This is a genomic window from Leifsonia sp. 10L418, from assembly GCF_056395445.1.
The window spans coordinates 460773-476549 of sequence record NZ_JBFTJN010000001.1 but is presented as its reverse complement, the minus strand read 5'-3'; the positions used below and the strand labels follow the sequence as shown (position 1 = coordinate 476549).

The 15777-nt window shown below is 66.4% G+C and carries 14 protein-coding genes; 9 read left to right on the top strand and 5 right to left on the bottom strand.

The window, feature by feature from the left end; genetic code table 11:
• Nucleotides 1–16: 16 nt before the first annotated feature.
• Nucleotides 17–1297, bottom strand: coding sequence for an exodeoxyribonuclease VII large subunit (gene xseA, locus AC1DCF_RS02205; RefSeq protein ID WP_477209584.1), 1281 nt, complete (start codon nt 1295–1297; stop codon nt 17–19).
• Nucleotides 1298–1387: 90 nt separating this feature from the next.
• On the opposite strand from xseA, the gene AC1DCF_RS02200 reads away from it, so the two are divergent.
• Nucleotides 1388–2449: a 4-hydroxy-3-methylbut-2-enyl diphosphate reductase gene (locus AC1DCF_RS02200; RefSeq protein ID WP_441792470.1), complete on the top strand. Its 1062-nt coding sequence runs from the start codon at nt 1388–1390 to the stop codon at nt 2447–2449.
• Between the two features lie 105 nt (nt 2450–2554).
• Here the strand turns inward: AC1DCF_RS02200 and AC1DCF_RS02195 are convergent, their stop codons facing one another.
• Both AC1DCF_RS02195 and fbaA read right to left on the bottom strand, forming a co-directional pair.
• Nucleotides 2555–3205: a DUF6264 family protein gene (locus tag AC1DCF_RS02195; RefSeq protein WP_477209583.1), complete on the bottom strand. Its 651-nt coding sequence runs from the start codon at nt 3203–3205 to the stop codon at nt 2555–2557.
• 14 nt (nt 3206–3219) lie between these two features.
• Nucleotides 3220–4245 carry a class II fructose-bisphosphate aldolase gene (gene fbaA, locus AC1DCF_RS02190; RefSeq protein ID WP_477209582.1) on the bottom strand — a complete coding sequence of 342 codons (1026 nt, stop codon included), beginning with the start codon at nt 4243–4245 and terminating at the stop codon, nt 3220–3222.
• 123 nt (nt 4246–4368) lie between these two features.
• Between fbaA and AC1DCF_RS02185 the strand changes: the two genes are divergently transcribed.
• From AC1DCF_RS02185 to AC1DCF_RS02175, 3 genes are all read left to right on the top strand, one after another.
• The gene (locus AC1DCF_RS02185) at nt 4369–5418 is read left to right on the top strand and encodes a fructose-bisphosphatase class II family protein (RefSeq protein ID WP_477209581.1); all 1050 of its coding nucleotides are present in this window, start codon (nt 4369–4371) and stop codon (nt 5416–5418) included.
• 141 nt (nt 5419–5559) lie between these two features.
• Complete coding sequence (glpX, locus tag AC1DCF_RS02180) at nt 5560–6492, top strand: class II fructose-bisphosphatase (RefSeq protein WP_477209822.1); 933 nt, start codon at nt 5560–5562, stop codon at nt 6490–6492.
• 56 nt (nt 6493–6548) lie between these two features.
• Nucleotides 6549–8099 carry a helix-turn-helix domain-containing protein gene (locus AC1DCF_RS02175; protein WP_477209580.1) on the top strand — a complete coding sequence of 517 codons (1551 nt, stop codon included), beginning with the start codon at nt 6549–6551 and terminating at the stop codon, nt 8097–8099.
• Here the strand turns inward: AC1DCF_RS02175 and AC1DCF_RS02170 are convergent.
• A complete protein-coding gene (locus AC1DCF_RS02170) occupies nt 8089–8550 on the bottom strand; it encodes a PPC domain-containing DNA-binding protein (protein WP_477209579.1) in 462 nt (153 codons plus the stop codon). The genes AC1DCF_RS02175 and AC1DCF_RS02170 overlap by 11 nt on opposite strands.
• On the bottom strand, nt 8537–8932 hold the full coding sequence (locus AC1DCF_RS02165) for a hypothetical protein (protein ID WP_441792433.1): 396 nt from the start codon (nt 8930–8932) through the stop codon (nt 8537–8539). Before AC1DCF_RS02165 ends, AC1DCF_RS02170 begins: the two co-directional genes overlap by 14 nt.
• A 121-nt stretch (nt 8933–9053) precedes the next feature.
• Here AC1DCF_RS02165 and AC1DCF_RS02160 point away from each other — a divergent pair, with 121 nt between their 5' ends.
• The 5 genes from AC1DCF_RS02160 (at nt 9054) to AC1DCF_RS02140 (ending at nt 15658) form a co-directional block, all read left to right on the top strand.
• A complete protein-coding gene (locus AC1DCF_RS02160) occupies nt 9054–10298 on the top strand; it encodes an amidohydrolase family protein (protein WP_477209578.1) in 1245 nt (414 codons plus the stop codon).
• Between the two features lie 91 nt (nt 10299–10389).
• A complete protein-coding gene (locus AC1DCF_RS02155; RefSeq protein ID WP_477209577.1) occupies nt 10390–11973 on the top strand; it encodes an ABC transporter substrate-binding protein in 1584 nt (527 codons plus the stop codon).
• A 54-nt stretch (nt 11974–12027) separates the two neighbouring features.
• Nucleotides 12028–13104 carry an ABC transporter permease gene (locus tag AC1DCF_RS02150; RefSeq protein ID WP_477209576.1) on the top strand — a complete coding sequence of 359 codons (1077 nt, stop codon included), beginning with the start codon at nt 12028–12030 and terminating at the stop codon, nt 13102–13104.
• A complete protein-coding gene (locus AC1DCF_RS02145) occupies nt 13101–13898 on the top strand; it encodes an ABC transporter permease (protein ID WP_477209575.1) in 798 nt (265 codons plus the stop codon). The genes AC1DCF_RS02150 and AC1DCF_RS02145 overlap by 4 nt, the downstream gene beginning before the upstream one ends.
• Nucleotides 13895–15658, top strand: coding sequence for a dipeptide ABC transporter ATP-binding protein (locus tag AC1DCF_RS02140; protein ID WP_477209574.1), 1764 nt, complete (start codon nt 13895–13897; stop codon nt 15656–15658). The genes AC1DCF_RS02145 and AC1DCF_RS02140 overlap by 4 nt, the downstream gene beginning before the upstream one ends.
• Nucleotides 15659–15777 lie beyond the last annotated feature (119 nt).

Here is a 15777-nt window from a genome sequence, read left to right as displayed (position 1 = left end):
TGTCCATTCTATTTCGCTAATTCGAGGAAGCTGTGGTCGGGCCGGTTGCGGCAACGGCGCCGACGATCGGTGCCGCGGCCCCGTTGCTCGTCGCCGTGAGGCGGCCCTCGGCCACCGTGAGCACCAGCGCTGTTCCCTCGGGGGCGTCGGCCGCCGATCGGAGCACGGCGCCGCCCGGCAGCTGAGCGATGGCGTAGCCGCGGTCGAGCGTGCCCTGGGGTGACAGCGCGCGCAGCTGGCTGCGCAGTTCGGCGAGTTGCGAGCCTGAGCGTTCGAGCATCCGGCCGGTGAGCTCTACGCCGCGCGCGACATACCGGGTGAGGTCTTCGGAGCGGGAATCGATGATCCAGTCGGCACCGCTGAGCACCGGGCGGGTGCGCAGCTGGCCGATGCGGTCCACCTCATGCGAGAGGATGCCGGTGAGCCGGGTGCTCAGACGCGCCCGGGCCTGCTGCACCCGGTTGAGCTCGTCGGACACGTCGGGAACGACGCGCTTGGCGGCATCCGTCGGTGTCGACGCACGCAGGTCGGCGACGTCGTCGAGCAGCGGCCGGTCGGCTTCGTGGCCGATCGCGCTGACCAGGGGCGTGACGCAGGCGGCTGCGGCGCGCACGAGCGACTCGTCGCTGAACGCGAGAAGATTCTGAAAGTCGCCGCCACCGCGGGCGACGATGATCACGTCGACCTCTGGATCGGCGTCGAGGCGCTGGATGGCGGCGGTCACCTCGCCGACGGCACGCTCACCCTGCACCGCGGCATGAGCCACGCGAAAGCTCACCGCCGGCCAGCGCAACTGGGCATTGCGGATGACGTCTTTCTCGGCATCCGAGTCTTTGCCGGTGACCAAGCCGATGCAGTGGGGGAGGAATGGCAGCTGTTTCTTGCGGCTCGCGTCGAAGAGTCCTTCGGAGGCGAGTTGCTTGCGCAGTCGCTCGAGGCGTTCGAGCAGGTCGCCGAGACCGACGTGGCGCAGTTCGAACACCTGCATGGTGAGGGTGCCGCCCTTGACCCAGTAGTTGGGCTTGACCAGTGCGATCACGCGGTCGCCCTGCTTGAAATCGGAGGTGAGGCGAGACTTGACGGAGGACCAGACGGTGAAACTGACCGTTGCGTCTTCGTTCAGGTCTTTGAGTTTGCCGTAGACGTTGCCGCCGCTGACGCCCCACTGCGTGACCTCGCCCTCGACCCAGGCCGTGCCGAGTCGCTCGATGTAACCGCGTATCTTCGACGACAGCAGGCCGACCGGCCACGGCGTGTCGACGGTGGATGGGGCATCGGTCGCGACGGCGTCGCTCATCACGGTCTCCTTCTGGGGGACTCTCAGGTGGCTGCGCCGTAGACTGAGGGGGTGACCACTCGTACGAATTCGCCCGTGATCGGCCTCGGCATGCCTCGAATCCCGAGCCTGCGCAACAGGCTCAAGGATACCCCCGTCAATGGGCCGAAGAAGGTGCTGCTCGCCGCGCCCCGCGGCTACTGCGCCGGTGTCGACCGCGCCGTGATTGCGGTCGAGAAGGCGTTGGAGCACTACGGTGCACCGGTGTACGTGCGCAAGCAGATCGTGCACAACATCCACGTGGTCACTGAACTTGAGGCCAAGGGCGCCATCTTCGTCGAGGAGGTCGACGAGGTTCCGACCGGCTCGCACCTCGTCTTCAGTGCGCACGGCGTCTCGCCGGCCGTCGTCAACGCGGCCGCTGAGCGCGGCCTGCAGGCCATCGACGCCACCTGCCCGCTCGTCACCAAGGTGCACCGCGAAGCCGTGCGCTTTGCCCGTGACGACTACGAAATCTTGTTGATCGGCCACGAAGGCCATGAAGAAGTCGAAGGCACTGCCGGTGAGGCTCCCGAGCACACCACCATCGTCGGTAGCCCAGATGAAGCCGACACCATTGAGGTGCGCGACCCGAACCGGGTCGTCTGGCTGTCACAGACCACGTTGAGCGTTGACGAGACGATGGAGACGGTGCGCCGCCTGCGTGCCCGCTTCCCGAACCTGCAAGATCCGCCCAGCGACGACATCTGCTACGCCACCCAGAACCGCCAGGTGGCGATCAAGAAGGTGGCCAAGGATGCCGACCTCGTGATCGTCGTCGGCTCCGCCAACTCCTCGAACTCGGTGCGCCTGGTCGAGGTGGCCCTGGAGTACGGCGCGAAGGCCGCCTACCGGGTGGACTACTCGAGTGAGGTCAAGCAGGAATGGCTCGACGGCGTGAACACCGTCGGCGTCACCAGCGGTGCGTCAGTGCCCGATGAGCTCGTGCAAGAACTGTTGGCCGATCTGGCGGATGCCGGCTACGGCGATGTGCAGGAAGTCAAGACGGCCGAAGAAGACCTGATCTTCTCGCTGCCGAAGGAGCTGCGGAAGACGCGCTCGGGTACGACCGACGAGCGTGCGCTCGGTGGGCGCAACACGGTGTCGTCAGAGCCTGGCTGCAACGACCTGTAGGCGTTGAGGCCGGACAGGCTCGACCGTTGGTCGAGCCTGTCGAGACCCCGCGACCTGGTCCTGAGATCAGGTCACGTGATTTCGACAGGCTCAATCACCGAACGGCTACTGCGTTTGGTAGAAGTTCAGCAACGTCGGGTCGGTCGTCAAGACGATCGACAAGAAGACGAAGATCGCGACAACCGACAACACGCCGCCGATCAGCGGGATGTAGAACGCGCGGCGACGCCGACGCATCACCAGGGCTGAGACCACTGCGGTCACGACCCAGATCGCGCCCTGCGTGAGCTTTCCCGCCAGGATCAGGCCGGCCACCCCCGCAGCGGGAGTGTAGGTGCCGAGTTTCTCCTGCGTGTAGAGCATCTGAACCGCTTCGGGCACCGAGCTCAGAATGGCGAGGGCGGAGAAAAGTCCGAGTAGCCCCACCACGAGAAGAGCAATGGTGATCGGGCGATCCCAGGCGGGAGCGCTGCCCTGCGGCTTCGTCGACAGATCGCCGAGGTGCGGCGACGGGGCAGGAGCCCCGAACCCCTGTCGGCCCGAATTCGTCGCCGGGTTCGCCGCTGACGTCGCGTCGGAGGAAGGGGCGGGCGTGATCTGGCTGTGCGGGTTCGCACCCGGGGGCGGACTCCAGGTCCACCCCTCGGGGGCGAGTTCGCCGTACTTGGGTCGTGGCCGTTGATCTCCGGGCGGTGTCGTCGGTTGAGGTTCAGCGGGTTCGGAACCTGCCGGGGGCGTACCCAGGTTGTCGGCCATCGTCATCCTTCGTACTAGCTGTTCGAGTGCCCGGCGGAGCCGAGCTGGCGGGTCGACTCGACCACGCGTGCGGCCATGGCCGACTCGGCGACCTTGCCCCAGGCGCGCGGGTCATAGAGCTTCTTGTTTCCGACCTCGCCGTCGACCTTGAGCACGCCGTCGTAGTTCTTCAGCATGTAGTCGGCGATCGCGCGGGTGAAGGCGTACTGGGTGTCGGTGTCGATGTTCATCTTCACGACGCCGTTGGCGACGGCCTCGGCGATCTCGGCATCGGTCGAGCCGGATCCGCCGTGGAAGACGAGGTCGAGCGGCTTGGCGGCGGTGCCGTACTTCGCCTGCAGGCCATCCTGGATGTCCTTCAGCAGCTCCGGGCGCAGCTTGACGTTGCCGGGCTTGTAGACGCCGTGCACGTTGCCGAAGGTGAGTGCGGCCATGTAGCGGCCCTGCTCGCCGAGGCCAAGCGTGTCGACCATGGCGATCGCATCGTCAAGGGTCGTGTACAGGTTGTCGTTGATGTCGTGGCTGACACCGTCTTCTTCGCCGCCGACGACGCCGATCTCAACTTCGAGGATCGCGTTGATCGCCTTCGTGCGCTTGATCATGTCCCTGGCGATTTCGAGGTTCTCGCCGAGCTGAACCGAGGAGCCATCCCACATGTGCGACTGGAAGATCGGGTTGCGGCCGGCCTTCACCTCTTCTTCGGAGGCTGCGATGAGCGGCATCACGAAGTCGTCGAGGGCGCCCTTGGGGCAGTGGTCGGTGTGCAGTGCAACGGTGACGGGGTAGTTGTCGGCCACCGAGTGCACGAAACGAGCGAAGGCCAACGCACCGGATGCGCGGTTCTTGACGGTGTGGCCGGCGAAGTAGTCGGCGCCACCGGTGGTGACCTGAATGATGCCATCGGAGCCGGCCTCGGTCAGGCCCTGCAGAACGGCGTTGATCGACTGCGAAGAGGAGACGTTGAACGCCGGGTAGGCGAAGCCCTTGTCTTTGGCCTTGTTCAGCATTTCTGCGTACTGGTCGGGGGTTGCGATGGGCATTGCTTCTCCTCGTGACGTGCGGATGGGGCTGCCTGATCAGGCTAGATAGTGAAAGTCTATTGACACTTGTGAACTTGTGCCCGCTGGCCAGTCCGCGGCGAGCAGTTCCGCCACAATTGAGCCGTGCTCCCACTCACTCTGACCGACGACCTTCTGCAGCAGATTCTTTGCGTGACCGGGGCGGCGGCGCTCGCCGCCACGCCGCTCGCCGCCACGCCGCTCGTCGGCGCGGGCGACCGCAACGCCGTCGACGGGGCAGCGGTGGCCGGGATGCGACAGGCATTCTCCCGCGTGCCGATCGACGGGGTCATCGTGGTCGGCGAAGGGGAGAAAGACAAAGCCCCGCTGCTCCACACCGGCGAACGCGTGGGAACCGGGGCCGGACCCCGCGTCGACGTGGCGGTCGACCCGGTCGACGGAACACGGCTCGCCGCAGAGAATCGCCCCGGCGCGATCGCGGTGATGTCGGTGGCCCCGCGGGGCAGCCTGTTCGACCCGGGACCCGTTTTCTACCTCGACAAGTTCGTGACCAGTGGGGCTGCTGCCGGCCTTCGCCTCGACGCGCCGACCGTCGACACGCTTCGCGAACTCGCCGCCCGACTCGATCGGTCGGTCACCTCGCTGCGGGTCGCGATTCAGGACCGGCCACGCAACCAGGCCTACGCGGATGCCGTGCGCTCGGTGGGCGCCTCGGTTGTCAGCTTTCGAGATGGTGACGTCATCCCCGCCCTGCACGCCGCCCACCCCCGGGGTTCGATCGACCTGCTGCTCGGCGTCGGCGGGGCGCCGGAGGGGGTGCTCACCGCGGTGGCGGTGCGGGCGCTCGGCGGAATCATGCAGGCGCGTCGGTCGCCGCAGACACCCGCAGAACAGGGCCGCACCCACGCCGCCGGACTCTCGACCGTCGAGGTTCTGGAGCTCGCCGATCTCGCCGCGGCCGACGGCTACTTCTTGCTCACCGCCGTCACCGATGTCACGGGGATGCGCGAGTTGGGGATCGACGACCTCCCGGGCGTGCGACAGCTCGCGACCGGCTCTGAAACCGTTTCGCTGCTCGTGTCGCCGGGCGGGGGAATCCGGCGACAGTCAGATGTGCACAAGCAGGCAGATGTGCACAAGCGTGCAGCCGATGCTGACCCTGCCGGGCCTGGCCGACCGGCAACACGCGAGTAGGCTGAAGCCGGCGGCACTGGGATTCCAGCGCCGGCCCGATGATGGGCCTCGCCACTGCCACACGACTCGTCCGGGAAGGACCATTTAGTGACCAGCACCGATTCCGCCAACCTCTTCGAGCACCCTGATCGCAACCTTGCGATGGAGCTCGTTCGCGCCACCGAAGCCGCGGCAATTCGTGCCGTGCCGTTCATCGGACGCGGCGACAAGAACGCCGCAGACGGCGCTGCCGTCGACGCCATGCGCAAGTTTCTCGGCACCGTCAACTTCGACGGCGTCATCGTCATCGGCGAGGGTGAAAAAGACCACGCGCCGATGCTCTTCAACGGCGAGCACGTCGGCAACGGCCGCGGTCCGGCCTGCGACATCGCCGTCGACCCGATCGACGGGACGAGCCTGACCGCGACCGGTCGCCAGAACGCCATCTCGGTGATCGCCGTCTCCGACCGGGGCACCATGCTCGACGCCTCGAGCGTGTTCTACATGGACAAGATCGCCACCGGCGCGGTCGGCCGCGGCGTCGTCAGCCTCGACCAGTCGATCGGCGACAACATCCGTGAACTGGCCAAGGCGCTCGGCAAGCCGGTCGGCGAGATGAGCATCGCGGTGCTCGACCGCCCGCGTCACGAAGGTTTGATCGACGCCATTCGCACCGCCGGCGCCGGAACCCGGCTGATGCTCGACGGCGACGTCGCCGGTGGCATCAATGCCGCCCGCTACGAGACACGCATCGACATGTGCGTCGGCATCGGCGGAAGCCCGGAAGGCATCACCACCGCCTGCGCGTTGAAGGCACTCGGCGGATTCATGCAGGGCCGCCTCGCTCCCGGCAACGACACCGAGCGCGCCAACGCGGTAGCCGCCGGTCTCGATGTCGACAAGCTCCTGGAGATTGACGACATGGTCAGCGGCGACAACACGTTCTTCGTCGCCACCGGCGTCACCGATGGCGGGCTCGTCGACGGCGTGCGTCGCAAGGGTCCGATGATCCGCACCGAAAGCATCGTGCTGCGTTCGCGTTCGGGCACCGTGCGTCGCGTTGTGGCCGAGCACCTCGCCTCGAAGTGGTACTAGCCACACTCGCGCTATCCACGACGGCTAGACGAAGAACCTGAATTGAGAGAGTGCCGGTGCGAGTAGCCGATCTGCTGGAGCGCCCAGACCTGGGCTTGAGCGTCGTCTGGGCGACTCCGGACATGCTCGAACGCTCGGTGGAAGGCGCGTACATCGTCGACCTGCCGAGCCCCGGTCACTTTCTCTCGGCACACAACCTCGTGCTCACCAGCGCGCTCTGGGCACAAGGTCCGGAGAGCGCCGAGGTTTTCATCTCGGAGCTGGCCGGAAAGAACGCTCCAGCGGTCGTCGTCGGCCGCATCGTGATCGGCGAGATTCCCGACTATGTCGAGGCTGCCTGTCGTCGCTGGGGCGTGGCGCTTCTCACCGTCTCGAAAACCGTCTCGTTCAAGTCGATCGCCCAATTCATCGAGTCGTCGGTGGCGACCGGCGAGTGGCCCGAAATCTCCCGCAGCATCGGCTTCGACCGCAAGCTCCTCGACACGCTGGCTTCCGGGCCCGGTGCGCAGGGCGCGTTGAGTTTGTTCCATCAGGAGTTCGCCGTCGGATGCTGGGTGCTCGATTCCGGGGGAGCGCTCACCGCGGTCGTCGGTGCGGATCCCAGCATCGAATGGCGGGCCGCGGTCTGGAACCGGATGCTCGGGGCCGGCCGGTCAGCCGCGGTCGTGCCCGATGAAGAGGGACGCCCCTCCTCGGTCTGGCCGATCCTCGGCGACGGGGATCATCCGGTCGGTTTTCTGGTCTGTTCCGGCGACCACCGTGAGTGGCCCGCCGACCTGGAACGCGTCATCCGAACCCTGATCGCCGTGGTGCGGGTCGAACTGGAACTCGCGAACTACCGCCGGGCGACCGAACTCGAACAGGTCGGCGAGCTCGTCACGATGCTCATCGACGACGCGGTGTCTCCGGGGGAGGCGTCGGCGCGACTGCGTCTGTTGGGCGTCGACCCGGCCCGCCCGCTGATCGTTGTCGCCGCCACCATCGACGACCACAACTATCCGCCGCTCGCCGTGCTCGGCGCCGTCACCGCGCTGGTCGGCGACGGTACGAACACGGTGCTCGGCACGCAGCGTGACGCCGAGGCACTGGTTCTGATCAGCGGCGACGATGCGAAGCCGGAGCGGTTGATCGAACTCGCCGGCAGCCACAGCGCGGCCCAGGGTCTGATGCTCGGCTCCCGCCGGCTGCGCCTCGGACTGAGCGAACAGATCAGCTCGGTCGACCAGCTCGCTCTGGCTGTGACCACCGCTCGGGCACGGATGCTGTCGGTCACCGGAACGGGCCCGATCACGTGGGGAACCGGATCCACGCCGCCGTCGCATGAGGCGCTGCTCTCCATGCTGCCCGAGCGCGTGCGCGGCTCGTTCGCCGAAAGCCTGCTCGCGCCGCTCACCGACTACGACGAGCGCCACGGCTCAGACTTCGTGCTGACCTTGCGCGTCTTTCTCGATTCCGGGGGAGCCTGGCAGCAGGCTGCCGGCCAACTGCACGTGCACGTCAATACCCTGCGCTATCGGATCGGGAGGATCGAAGCGCTGACCGATCGCGATCTGTCGAGCATGAAAGACCGGGTCGACCTCTATCTGGCGCTGTCGATCATGCAGTGAAGCGGAGGTTCGCGATGCCGCGCGCAGCGGGGTCCGGCACCCGGCTGAACCGGGGCGAGACGACTTCTTCGACGACGATCTCCGTCACGTACTGAACGGTCGCGGCCAGGAGATGGCCGGCGTAGGCGGTGGCTGAGTACGACTTGAGGCCGACTGCCACGTGCAGGTGCGGCAGGACGCGCGCTCCGTCGCCATCCCAGGCGATGGTTCCCGAGCCGATTCCCTCGACGTTGGTCAGGTGCACCGACTTCGGCATCGGCTCGAACTCGTCATCGACGGGCTCACAGGTGCCGATCAGCGACAGTGTGCTGAACGCACCGAGGAACACCGGAAGGTAGCCCTGCTCGACGCCGTTCTCGCGGCAGAACCGGGTCAGGCTCTCGGTCACGTCATCGCCCGGCTGCAGCACGAGAGCGAACCGGCGACCGGCGGTCAGCTCAGCGCTGAACATCAGTGATCCCGGCGAGCAGGTGGGCGTGGAGCGGCGTGACAAGTTGAGACAACGGTACGAGTTCCTCTGAATGAGTGAGGCACAGGGTGTGCGGATGAATGCCCAGCACATCACCGTTGATGAGGCATCCATTTGAGCTAATCACAGGGGTCTCAGCACGTACACGGAGGATCCGCCAAGGTTCGGTGCCCGCCGGGGGCGGCGACACTGGCGGTTCCCACAAAAGGCTTCTTCTCAGGCAGTTCTTGGCACACTGGTAGCTGGCTTTCGGATGATCCACCAATGTCAGGGGGTCATCGGCGCCCGATTCTTTGTAGTCGCTGTCGTAGAGATTGAATCCCACGCCAGCTTTACTAAAGAGTGACCGTTTGGTCAGTGTCACACACCCCTTTTTCGCGGCAACGTCGCCGTCACACGTTCCCACACTGTGTCAGCAGGCAAACGCGGAAGGTTCTCTCCATGCTCTCCAACACGTCACTCACGCGCTCCAACGGACCGCGCTCATGAGCGCCGCCCACGCCGCTTCCGCCACTCATGAGCTTGAGGGCATCCAGATCTGGGACGGCCACAGCGCGCTCGGTGCGAGCACCCTGCGTTGGAGCGATGACAACATCGTCTCGGTTGAGCCGGCGGATGCCGCTGCCGAGTTCAGCGAATACAGCATCATTCCCGGCCTCGTCGACACCCACGTGCACCTCGGCGCCTACGCCGGGCAGCGCAAGGTCGACTGGTCGAGCTGGCCGCTGATCACACCCACCGAAGAGCGGGTCTTCCACATCGCCGCGAACGCCCAGCGTGCCGCCCGCGCCGGAGTCACCACGCTGCGCGATCTCGCCGGCGACGAGCGTCAGCTGGCCGTGGCTCGCGTGTTCAACGAAGGAATCCAGCAGGGTCCCCGCATCGTGGTCAACGGTCAGGTCGGCATGACCGCCGGGCACGGCGATCTCTTCATCCCGCCGCACTACCCGCACCGTGACCCCGTTGCCGACAGCCCCGACGAGTGCCGCAAGCGCGTGCGCGAGTGGGCCCGTGCCGGCGCCGACGGCGTCAAGATCTACACCAGCGGCGGCGTGCTCTCAATGGGTGACAAGGTGGGCTGGCGCAACCAGACCAACGCCGAAATCAGCACCACCGTCGACGAGGCACACGCCCTGGGGATGCTCGTGGCCGCTCACACGCACACCGAGATCGGCGTCGACATTGCCCTCGACCACGGCGTCGACTCGCTCGAACACGGCACAGGCATTGTCGAATCGCACTTCGCTCGCCTGCTTGAGCGCAACATCCCCGTCGCCCCGACCTTGATGATCAACGATGTGATCGCCGAAGGCCGCGTCGATGTCTCGGCCGAAGCACAGGAGAAGGCGCAGGATGTTGTGGCCGAGCGCAACCGCAACTTCACTCGGGCAGGCGAGGCCGGGGTGCGTTTCGTGCTCGGCACCGACGCGAACGGCGTCTTCGTGCAGTTCGGCGACCAGCTCGAAGAAGTTCGACTGATGAAGGAGATGTTCGGCTGGACGGCCGAGCGCGCCCTCATCGCCGCCACCTCCGATGCCGCAGATGCGATCCGGATGGGCAGCACCGTCGGAACCATCGCCCCCTCGTTCGGCGCCGACTTCGTCGTGATCAAGGGCCGCCCGTGGGAGCAGCTCGACACGCTGCGCCCCGAGAACATCGTGGCCGTCGTCTCCCGCGGCGCCGTGATCTCCGGCGCACTGCCGGTGCGCTCCACGCTCCAGAGTTCCTAACCACCCGCACCACCCGCCGCGCAGGGGGCAATGCGCGGCCTCACCCCTGCACCACCTCCACACAGCGAGCAGTACCTTGAAGGGATCCACAGTGAGCAGCAAGACCACCCGTGCAATGCGATGGGCGGCCGCACCGATCGGTGCACTGGCAGCAGTCAGCCTCCTCGCCGGCTGCGCCGCCGGTATTGAATCGGCACAAGACAACGTCATCTTCGCCCTCAAGGAAGACCCGACCTGTCTTGACCCGCAGCAGACCACCGTCACGACGGCGCTGAACGTCGGTCGTCAGGTCGTCGACTCGCTCGTCGACCAGAACGCCGAAACCGACGAGATCGTGCCGTGGCTCGCAGAAACCTTCGAGACCAACGCCGACCTCACCGCCTACACGTTCACGCTGAAGAAGGGTGTCACATTCAGCGATGACACCGCGCTGACCAGTGACGTCGTCAAGGCCAACTTCGACGCGCTCTACGCGATGGGCGCATCCGCTTCGCTCGCTTCGCAGTACCTCGCCGGCTACGACAGCGTCGACGTGACCGACGACCGCACCTTCACCGTCAACTTCACGCAGCCGAACGCCCAGTTCCTGCAGGGTGCCTCGACGATGACGCTCGGACTCGTCTCCGAGGCGACCACCGTCTTGACGCCGGAAGAGCGCTGCCAGACGGTCATCGGCGCCGGACCGTTCACCTATAAGTCCTACGTGCCCAACGACTCCGTCGTGATCGAGAAGCGCGCCGGCTACGACTGGGCGTCCAGCCTGCGTGAGCACTCGGGCGAGGCACTCGTGAACACCATCGAGTTCCCGATCATCGTTGAGAACGGCGTGCGCACCGGCGGTCTCGACTCCGGTGAGTTCGACATCATCCAGGACCTCCCGTATGCCGATGAGGCGCGCTTCACCACCGGCGACTTCAACATCTACTCGAAGGCCAACCCGGGAATCCCGAACAGCCTCATCCCCAACACGTCGCGCCCGATCGTCTCGGACGACGCCGTGCGTCAGGCGATGCTGCTCGGCACCGACCGTGGCGAGATCAACGAGCTGACCGGTGCCTCCAGCGGTGTGCCGCCGACAAGCGCGCTGACGTCGACGACGCCGGGCTTCGCCAGCCAGGAGAAGGCGATGGAGTACAACCCGAAGGCCGCCGAAGCGCTGCTCGACAAGGCCGGCTGGACGATGGGCGCCGACGGCATCCGTGAGAAGAACGGCACCAAGCTCTCGGTCACCGTCACCGGTTTCTACGCCCAGGATGTGCTCGAGGCCACCTCGATGCAGCTCGCGAAGATCGGCATCGACCTCAAGCTGAACATGGTCACCGCCGGCGACTTCTTCGGCGCGATCGCCACCGGAGACTACGACTTCCTCGGTGCCGGCCTCGCCCGCACCGACCCCGACGCACTGCGCGTGCTGTTCTCGAAGGACAGCAAGGCACGCTGGGGCATCGTCGACAACGCTGAGCTGGAGTCCGTGCTCACCGAGCAGGTGAAGACCGCCGACCCCGAGGCGCGCGCGAAGCTCGTCGCCCAGGCGCAGAAGCTCATCGTCGACAACGCCTACCTCATCCCGACCCTCGAGACCGTGCAGCTTCACGCGTCGCGGGCCGGCGTCGAAGGCGTCGAGTTCGACTCGGCCTCCCGCGTGCTGCTCTACGACGTGCGCGTCGCCGAATAGTCACACGCCCTCCCTCAAGGTCATCAGTTCGTGGAATCAGTAGGAACGTCACCCGTGCAGAGAACTCTGGCGGTGCTGCGCTTCGTGGCACCCAAGCTCATCCAATTCGCCTTCGTGATTTGGGCGACCTACACAGTGACGTTCCTGCTGATCCACCTGCTTCCCGGTGACCCGCTGCTCGCCGCGCTCTCGGTCAAGGGCGGGGATGCGACGACCACCGATCCCGCGACGCTCGCCGCGATGCGCGAGAAGTTCGGTCTCGACGGCACGCTCTGGGACCAGTACCTCGGTAACTTCCTCGCCGCCTTGCGCGGAGACCTCGGCGTCTCGATCGCAACCGGCCAGCCGGTCGACGCGATGATCGCCCGGGCGCTGCCCAATACGGCATCCGTTGCCGTGCTCGCCCTGATCTTTGGTGTTGTCACCTCGGTGGTGCTCACCTTCTTGGCGTTCCTCACGCCATCACGCTGGGTGCGTCAGACGCTGCTGCAGATCCCGCCGCTCGGCGTGGCAATTCCCGCGTTCCTCAGCGGACTTGTGCTCGTCAGCGTCTTCTCGTTCGGCCTCGGCTGGTTGCCGGCCTCCGGCACGCGCAATCCGGCCGCGGTGATCTTGCCCGCGATCACCCTCGCGCTGCCGATCGGTGCCATCTTCTTCCAGGTGTTCTCCTCCGCCGTGATGGAGGCGATGCGCAGCCCCTACGTCTTCACGGCCGTCGCCAAGGGTGTCTCGCCGCGCAGCATCTTCCTGCGGCACGTGTTGCGCAACTCCCTGCTGCCGTCGATCACCATCCTGGGCCTTTTGATCGGCTATCTCGCCGGCGGAACCGCCGTTGTCGAGACGGTGTTCTCCCGGGATGGCATCGGCCGGCTCACGGTGGACGCCGTGCTGGCCCGGGACGCCACGGTCATTCAGGGCGTCGTCATCGTCGTCGCCCTCGTCTACTCGGTGGTGAACCTGATCGTCGATATCTCCTACGGCATCATCGATCCGCGCACCCGGGGGTCGTTCGGTCGCCGCGCGAAGTCGGGGAAGCCTGCTGCTGCTGCTGCCGTGCCCGTCGCTGCCGTTGGTGCATCCGTCGCCCCTTCCGTCGAAACCGCTCTGACTGAAGCGGGGATTGAGTCATGAGAAACCTGCAGAAACCCGGCGTGATCGTCGCCGGACTCATTCTCCTGGCTGCCGTCGCCGCCATGGTCCTTCCGTCGCTGTTCGCCACTCACGACCCATTCGTGGGCGTGGCCGCCGACAAACTGTTGCCTCCGTCGGCGACCTACTGGTTCGGAACCGACCACCTCGGCCGGGACGTCTACTCCCGGGTCGTTCACGGCGCGTTCCTCTCGCTCTCCTCGGCCGGAGCCGCCGTGCTCGTCGGTGTCGTCGTCGGCGCAGTCGTCGGACTGATCTCCGGATTCGTCGGCGGCAAGCTCGACTTCGTCGTGATGCGTTTCGTCGACGTGCTGATCGCCGTTCCCGGCGTGCTGCTCGCCCTCATCGTCGTCGCCGGTCTCGGCTTCGGCCCCTGGTCGGTCGCTCTCGGCGTCGGGCTCGGTGCCGCGGGATCGTTCACGCGCATCATGCGGTCGCAGGTCGTACGCATCCGCAACGAGGAATATGTCGAAGCGGCTCGCACGCTCGGCGTGAAGTGGCCGTCGATTCTGCTCGAACACGTGCTGCCGAACTCGGCGAAGCCGGTCATCGCGCTGGCCGCACTCGAACTCGGAACCGCGATTCTCGCGGTCTCTGCCCTGAGCTTCCTTGGCTTCGGCGCCCAGCCGCCGACCCCGGAATGGGGAGCTCTCGTCTCATCGGGCCGTGACTTCGTCGCGACAGCCTGGTGGCTCAGCATCATCCCCGGTGCCGTGATTTTGGTCGTAGTACTCGCCGTCAATCGTTTGGCGCGCCTGATCGGAGAAGAACGATGATCGTGCACCAGAGTGATGTCCTGCTTCGCGTCAGCGACCTGCAGATCGACTACGCCAACGGCCGTGACGTCACACACGCCGTGCGCGGCCTCGACTTCACGGTGCTGCGCGGTGCCATCGTTGCGATCGTCGGAGAGTCGGGTTCCGGCAAGAGCACCCTCTCGCAGGCGCTCATCCGTCGGTTGCCCGAGGGGGGCCGCGTCGTGTCGGGATCGATCAGTTTCGACGGCCAGGACCTCCAGGCAATGCCCGAGCGGATGCTTCGTCGCATCCGTGGTGCCGAGATCGGTTTTGTGCCGCAGGATCCGAGCAACTCGCTGAACCCCCTGCTCAAGGTCGGGGAGCAGATCGCCGAGACCCTGCGGTTGCACCTCAAGCTGAGCAAGCAGGATGCCGCCGCTGAGGCCGTGCGCATCCTCGACCAGGTAGGCATTCCGGATGCCGTCAGCCGCGCCGCGCAGTACCCGCATGAGCTTTCGGGAGGCATGAAGCAGCGCGTGCTGATCGGCATCGCCTGGGCGTGCACCCCGCGCCTGGTCATCGCCGATGAGCCGACCAGCGCGCTCGACGTGACCGTGCAGCGCCAGGTGCTGGACCGGATCGAGAGCCTGGCCCGCGATCACGGCACCTCGGTCATCCTGGTCACCCACGACCTCGCGGTCGCCGCCGACCGGGCCGATCACATCATCGTGATGCAACAGGGTCGCATCGTCGAGCAGGGCACCCCCGCCGCCGTGCTCGGTTCGCCCAGCCACCCCTACACGCAGGAACTTGTCGCCGCCGCACCCGGCCTGTCGAGCAAGCGCTTGGTGCCGAGCATCGTCGATGCGGACGATGTCGAGGCTGCCGCCGCCCGTTCCGGGCTGACCCTCGGGTTCCGGTCGTCAGCGGAGTCGGTCCCGGTTGTGTCATCGGTGCCGGCAGGATCGGGGTCGCCGACCTCTTTCCCGGCCGACAACATCCTGCTCGTCGACCAGCTGACCAAGACCTACACGCTGCGTCCGTCGGGCGGCGTGGCGTCAACGCTCACTGCGGTCGATTCCGTCTCGTTCGCGGTGCCGCGTGGCAGCACATTCTCGATCGTGGGGGAGTCGGGTTCCGGCAAGACCACCACGGCACGGATCGCCGCGCGGATCATCGCCCCGGACTCCGGTCGCATCCAGTTCGACGGCGTCGACATTACCGGTCTGCGCGGCGAGGAGCTGCGCCAGCTGCGTCGTCGTGTGCAGGTCGTCTATCAGAACCCGTTCGGCTCGCTCGACCCGACCATGTCGGTTGAGCGCATCATTGCCGAGCCGCTGCGCGCGTTCGGAATCGGCTCGCGGGCCGAGCGCTCCGAGACGGTGCGGGCGCTGCTGAATGCCGTGCGCCTCGACCCGGCCGTTGCCGAGCGCAAGCCGACGCAGCTCTCGGGCGGTCAGCGTCAGCGCATCGCGATCGCGCGCGCCCTCGCCCTCGGGCCGGAGTTGTTGGTGCTCGACGAGCCGGTGTCGGCACTCGATGTGTCGGTGCAGGAGCAGATTCTGCAGCTTCTCGTCGATCTTCAGGTTGAGTTCGGACTGAGCTACCTCTTCATCTCACACGACCTCGGCGTCATCCGGCAGGTGTCGGACCAGATCGCCGTCATGCGGTTCGGCAAGCTGATCGAGTTGGGCACTGCCGACCAGATTCTGTCGAACCCGGCCGAGCAGTACACGCAGGAGTTGTTGGAGGCGATCCCTGGTCGTCGGGTGGCATCCGAACTCGTGGGTGTGCGCTAACCGGAGCTGGCGCGACTCGACGTGCGTCTGTCGACGTGCGTCGATGTGCGCCGACGTAGGTGGACGTGGCCCGATTCGCTCGCTCAACCCTTCGCCGAACCGTGTCAATTGACCATTTC

Bases quoted from the DNA above. Each gene is read 5' to 3' on its own strand.
- AC1DCF_RS02195 (WP_477209583.1), bottom strand. From the start codon at position 3,205: ATGGCCGACAACCTGGGTACGCCCCCGGCAGGTTCCGAACCCGCTGAA.
- AC1DCF_RS02170 (WP_477209579.1), bottom strand. From the start codon at position 8,550: ATGTTCAGCGCTGAGCTGACCGCCGGTCGCCGGTTCGCTCTCGTGCTG.
- xseA (WP_477209584.1), bottom strand. From the start codon at position 1,297: ATGAGCGACGCCGTCGCGACCGATGCCCCATCCACCGTCGACACGCCG.
- AC1DCF_RS02140 (WP_477209574.1), top strand. From the start codon at position 13,895: ATGATCGTGCACCAGAGTGATGTCCTGCTTCGCGTCAGCGACCTGCAG.
- AC1DCF_RS02160 (WP_477209578.1), top strand. From the start codon at position 9,054: ATGAGCGCCGCCCACGCCGCTTCCGCCACTCATGAGCTTGAGGGCATC.
- AC1DCF_RS02200 (WP_441792470.1), top strand. From the start codon at position 1,388: ATGCCTCGAATCCCGAGCCTGCGCAACAGGCTCAAGGATACCCCCGTC.
- glpX (WP_477209822.1), top strand. From the start codon at position 5,560: ATGGAGCTCGTTCGCGCCACCGAAGCCGCGGCAATTCGTGCCGTGCCG.
- fbaA (WP_477209582.1), bottom strand. From the start codon at position 4,245: ATGCCCATCGCAACCCCCGACCAGTACGCAGAAATGCTGAACAAGGCC.
- AC1DCF_RS02145 (WP_477209575.1), top strand. From the start codon at position 13,101: ATGAGAAACCTGCAGAAACCCGGCGTGATCGTCGCCGGACTCATTCTC.